Origin of the sequence: Pseudomonas sp. BF-R-01 (assembly GCF_019946615.1) — a bacterium.
Taxonomy (GTDB): Bacteria; Pseudomonadota; Gammaproteobacteria; order Pseudomonadales; family Pseudomonadaceae; genus Aquipseudomonas; species Aquipseudomonas migulae.
Genome location: NZ_JAGYFX010000194.1, coordinates 1 through 4,493, shown reverse-complemented (window position 1 = coordinate 4,493; position 4,493 = coordinate 1). Strand labels below are relative to the sequence as shown.

Annotated in this window: 4 protein-coding genes; all 4 read left to right on the top strand. The window is 59.7% G+C overall.

Annotated features, from left to right (window positions below; translation table 11 throughout):
• Positions 1–335 precede the first annotated feature (335 nt).
• Positions 336–1,136 carry a 3-methyl-2-oxobutanoate hydroxymethyltransferase gene (panB, locus tag KGB27_RS30975; protein WP_008033189.1) on the top strand — a complete coding sequence of 267 codons (801 nt, stop codon included), beginning with the start codon at positions 336–338 and terminating at the stop codon, positions 1,134–1,136.
• Complete coding sequence (gene panC / locus KGB27_RS30970) at positions 1,133–1,993, top strand: pantoate--beta-alanine ligase (RefSeq protein ID WP_223437590.1); 861 nt, start codon at positions 1,133–1,135, stop codon at positions 1,991–1,993. The genes panB and panC overlap by 4 nt, the downstream gene beginning before the upstream one ends.
• Positions 1,994–2,189: 196 nt before the next feature.
• Positions 2,190–2,570, top strand: coding sequence for an aspartate 1-decarboxylase (gene panD / locus KGB27_RS30965; protein WP_003228271.1), 381 nt, complete (start codon positions 2,190–2,192; stop codon positions 2,568–2,570).
• Positions 2,571–2,790: 220 nt separating this feature from the next.
• A complete protein-coding gene (gene pgi / locus KGB27_RS30960; RefSeq protein WP_008033191.1) occupies positions 2,791–4,455 on the top strand; it encodes a glucose-6-phosphate isomerase in 1,665 nt (554 codons plus the stop codon).
• Positions 4,456–4,493: the final 38 nt, after the last annotated feature.

Here is a 4,493-nt window from a genome sequence, read left to right as displayed (position 1 = left end):
CGCGAAAGCGGTGTGACAGTCGACATAAATATTGAATGTCACACCGCTTTCGCGAGCAAGCTTCGCTCCTACAAAATCTAATGCCCCGCTAGATTGCGGCTGCTGAATCGCATCAGTTACTTCGGTAACACCCCACGCGTAACAATGCGGTAACACACGCAATTGACTTCCCGAGTTCTCCTCACGACTATAGGCGTCCCGCTGCCGCCAACACGGCGTTAAAGGGCGCAATCCAGGCCTTAAAAGCACGACAACAGACCGTGCGCCTGTATTTAACGAAGAATCACGCGCGTTACTCGCAGTAGTTTCCACAGCGCCTGAATGAGGAACTTTTCATGCCAGCCATCACCCTGACCACTCTGCAAGGTCTCAAGCAAAAAGGTGAAAAAATCACCATGCTGACCTGCTATGACGCGACCTTCGCCCACGCCTGCAATGAAGCCGGCGTCGAAGTGCTGCTGGTGGGCGACTCCCTCGGCATGGTTCTGCAAGGTCACGACAGCACCCTGCCGGTGACCACCGCAGAGATGGCTTACCACGTCGCCGCCGTCAAACGCGGTAACACCGACGCGTTTATCCTCGCCGACCTGCCCTTCATGGCCTACGCCACTATCGAACAAACCATGACCAACAGCGCCCAGTTGATGCAGGCCGGTGCACACATGGTCAAGGTCGAAGGTGCGCTGTGGCTAGCGGACTCGATCCGTCTGCTGGCCGAGCGCGGCATCCCGGTGTGCGCGCACATGGGCCTGACGCCGCAATCGGTGAACATTCTGGGCGGTTACAAAGTCCAGGGCCGTAGCGAGAACCAGGCACGGCAGATGCGCGCCGACGCCATCGCCCTGGAACAGGCCGGTGCCGCCATGCTGCTGCTCGAATGCGTGCCGAGCGAACTGGCTCAGGAAATCACCCAGGCAGTGGGGATTCCGGTGATCGGCATCGGTGCCGGCAGCGGTACCGACGGCCAGGTCCTGGTGTTGCACGACATGCTTGGCCTGTCGATCACTGGCCGAGTGCCAAAGTTCGTGAAGAACTTCATGAATGGCCAAACCAGCATTCACGCGGCCCTGAGCGCTTATGTCACTGAAGTCAAAGCGGCGACTTTCCCTGGTATCGAACACGGATTCTCTGCATGAACACCGTAAAAACCGTACGCGAATTGCGGGCCGCCGTGGCCCGCGCCCGCAGTGAAGGCAAGCGCATCGCCTTCGTACCGACCATGGGCAACCTGCACAGCGGTCATATCGCGCTGATTACCAAGGCCTCCCAGCGGGCGGACTTCGTGGTCGCGAGTATTTTCGTCAACCCGCTGCAATTCGGCGCAGGCGAAGACCTCGACAAGTACCCGCGCACCCTGGCAGCGGACCAGGAACAACTGCTCGAAGCCGGTTGCCACTTGTTGTTCGCACCCGCCGTAGAAGAAATGTACCCCGACGGCATGACCGGCCAGACCCGCGTCAGCGTTCCACAACTGTCCGAAGGCCTGTGCGGCGCCAGCCGTCCGGGGCATTTCGAAGGCGTGGCGACGGTGGTCAGCAAACTGTTCAACATGGTTCAGCCGGACCTGGCGATCTTTGGCCAGAAAGATTTCCAGCAACTGGCCGTGATTCGCGCGCTGGTGCATGACCTGAACATGCCGATCCAGATCATCGGCGAGCCGACGGTCCGTGCGGCCGATGGGCTGGCATTGTCATCGCGCAACGGCTTTCTCAGTGAAGAACAACGGGCCGTGGCGCCGGTTGTGTATCGCACGCTGACCTCGATTGCTGATGCCATTAAACAGGGTGAGCGCGATTATCCGGCGTTGATTGCCGCACAGACCAAACAGCTTGAAGCTGCGGGTTTGCGTACCGACTACCTGGAAATCCGCCATGCGCTGACCTTGCGCCCGGCGACGGCGGAAGATCGGGACCTGGTGATTCTGGTGGCAGCGTTCCTCGGCACCACGCGGTTGATCGACAACCTGCACCTGAACCTCGACGCACCCGCCTGAACACCTCAACTCCTCTGTAGGAGCGAAGCTTGCTCGCGAAGGCATCGCGTCATTCGACATCTGCATCGACTGACACGGCGCTTTCGCGAGCAAGCTTCGCTCCTACAGGGAGTTGCGTTGCCTCGCCCCTGTATTGCTGCCCACAATCGCTTCGGGCAAACTGCCCGCCGTTCGATTCCGACCTGGGAAAACACTCATGCACGCCATCATGCTCAAGGCCAAGCTGCATCGCGCCGAAGTCACCCACGCAGTACTCGATTACGAAGGTTCTTGCGCCATCGACGGCGAATGGCTGGACTTGTCCGGCATCCGTGAATACGAACAGATCCAGATCTACAACGTCGACAACGGCGAACGCTTCACCACCTACGCCATTCGTGGCGAAGAAGGCTCGCGCATGATCTCGGTCAATGGCGCCGCCGCCCACAAGGCCAAGGTCGGTGACCGTGTGATCATCTGTGCTTACGCTCACTACAGCGAAGCCGAGCTGCTCAACTTCAAGCCGCGTATGCTCTACATGGCACCGGGTAACGAGCTGAGCCACACCAGCAATGCCATTCCGGTTCAGGTCGCCTGACCGAACCTTCTCTTCCGTTTGTCGGACCGTTCCCTGCTTCATGTACAAAAAAGTACCGGGAACGGGTCAGACAAAGTCAAGACAGATCGCAGCGCGAGGTTTACTGTATTCGCCCTGTGCCATGAAATCGTGTCGACGCAGTTGACCGGACGCCCACCCACAGCGCTCCGGGACTTTTAGTGTTCAAAAGGCCGTTCAAGTAAAAAGGAAACCCGCAGCGATGGCGTACTACCGCACTCCTCAAGACGTGACCGCTCTGCCCGCCTGGCAGGCGCTGAATGACCACCGCCAAGCCATGCAGGATTTCAGCATGCGCGAAGCCTTCAATGCCGATCCGCAGCGCTTTACCCAATTCACCCTCAGCAGCTGCGGCCTGTTTCTCGACTACTCGAAGAACCTGATCAACGCCGAGACCCGCAATCTGCTGGTGGGCCTGGCCAATGAAGTTGACCTCAAGGGCGCGATCAAGGCGCTGTTCGAAGGCGAAATCGTCAACTCTTCCGAAGGACGCCCGGCCCTGCACACCGCGCTGCGCCGCCCAGTGGGCGAGAAGCTGTCGGTCAACGGCGTCAACGTGATGCCCGAAGTACACAAGGTCTTGAACAAGATCACCGACCTCGTGGGCCGTATCCACGACGGTCTGTGGCGCGGTTACACCGAGAAGCCGATCACCGACGTGGTGAACATCGGCATCGGCGGCTCGTTCCTCGGCCCAGAGCTGGTATCCGAAGCCCTACTGTCCTACGCCCAGAAAGGCGTGCGCTGCCATTACCTGGCGAACATCGACGGCACCGAGCTTCATGAACTGACCATGAAGCTGCGCGCCGAGACCACGCTGTTTATCGTTTCGTCGAAGTCCTTCAACACCCTCGAAACCCTGAAAAACGCCCAGGCCGCTCGCGCCTGGTACCTGGCTCAGGGTGGTTCGGAAGCCGAGCTGTATCGTCACTTCATCGCGGTCTCGAGCAACAATGCCGCCGCCGTGGCGTTCGGTATCCGCGAAGAAAACATCTTCCCGATGTGGGATTGGGTTGGCGGCCGTTATTCGCTGTGGTCGGCCATCGGTTTGCCGATTGCCCTGGCCATCGGCATGTCCAACTTCAAGGAACTGCTGTCCGGTGCCTACACCATGGACCAGCATTTCCAGAGCGCGCCATTCGAACAGAACATGCCGGTGCTGCTGGCGTTGCTCGGTGTCTGGTACGGCAACTTCTGGGGCGCGCAGAGCCACGCGATCCTGCCGTACGACCACTACCTGCGCAACATCACCAAACACTTGCAACAGCTGGACATGGAATCCAACGGCAAGAGCGTGCGCCAGGACGGCACGCCGGTGTCCACTGATACCGGTCCGGTGATCTGGGGTGGCGTGGGCTGCAACGGTCAGCACGCATATCACCAGTTGCTGCACCAAGGCACCCAACTGATTCCGGCCGACTTCATTGTGCCGATCGTCAGCTTCAACCCGGTGTCCGATCACCACCAGTGGCTGTACGCCAACTGCCTGTCGCAAAGCCAGGCACTGATGCTCGGCAAGACCCGCGCAGAGGCCGAATCCGAGCTGCGTGACAAAGGCATGGCCGAAGCCGACGTGCAGAAGCTCGCGCCGCACAAGGTGATCCCGGGCAACCGTCCGAGCAACACCCTGGTGGTCGAACGCATCAGCCCGCGTCGTCTCGGCGCACTGGTGGCGATGTACGAACACAAAGTCTTCGTGCAAAGCGTGATCTGGGGCATCAACGCCTTCGACCAGTGGGGCGTGGAGCTGGGCAAAGAGCTGGGCAAAGGCGTCTACAACCGTCTGGTCGGCAGCGAAGAAACCCCGGCTGACGATGCTTCCACCCAAGGGCTGATCAACTACTTCCGCGGTCGTCACCGCGGTTAATCTGACGCCACTCCTACAGACGGTACTAACCTTGTAGG

Coding starts and splice junctions, on each gene's coding strand:
- panB (WP_008033189.1), top strand. CDS start 336: ATGCCAGCCATCACCCTGACCACTCTGCAAGGTCTCAAGCAAAAAGGT.
- panC (WP_223437590.1), top strand. CDS start 1,133: ATGAACACCGTAAAAACCGTACGCGAATTGCGGGCCGCCGTGGCCCGC.
- panD (WP_003228271.1), top strand. CDS start 2,190: ATGCACGCCATCATGCTCAAGGCCAAGCTGCATCGCGCCGAAGTCACC.
- pgi (WP_008033191.1), top strand. CDS start 2,791: ATGGCGTACTACCGCACTCCTCAAGACGTGACCGCTCTGCCCGCCTGG.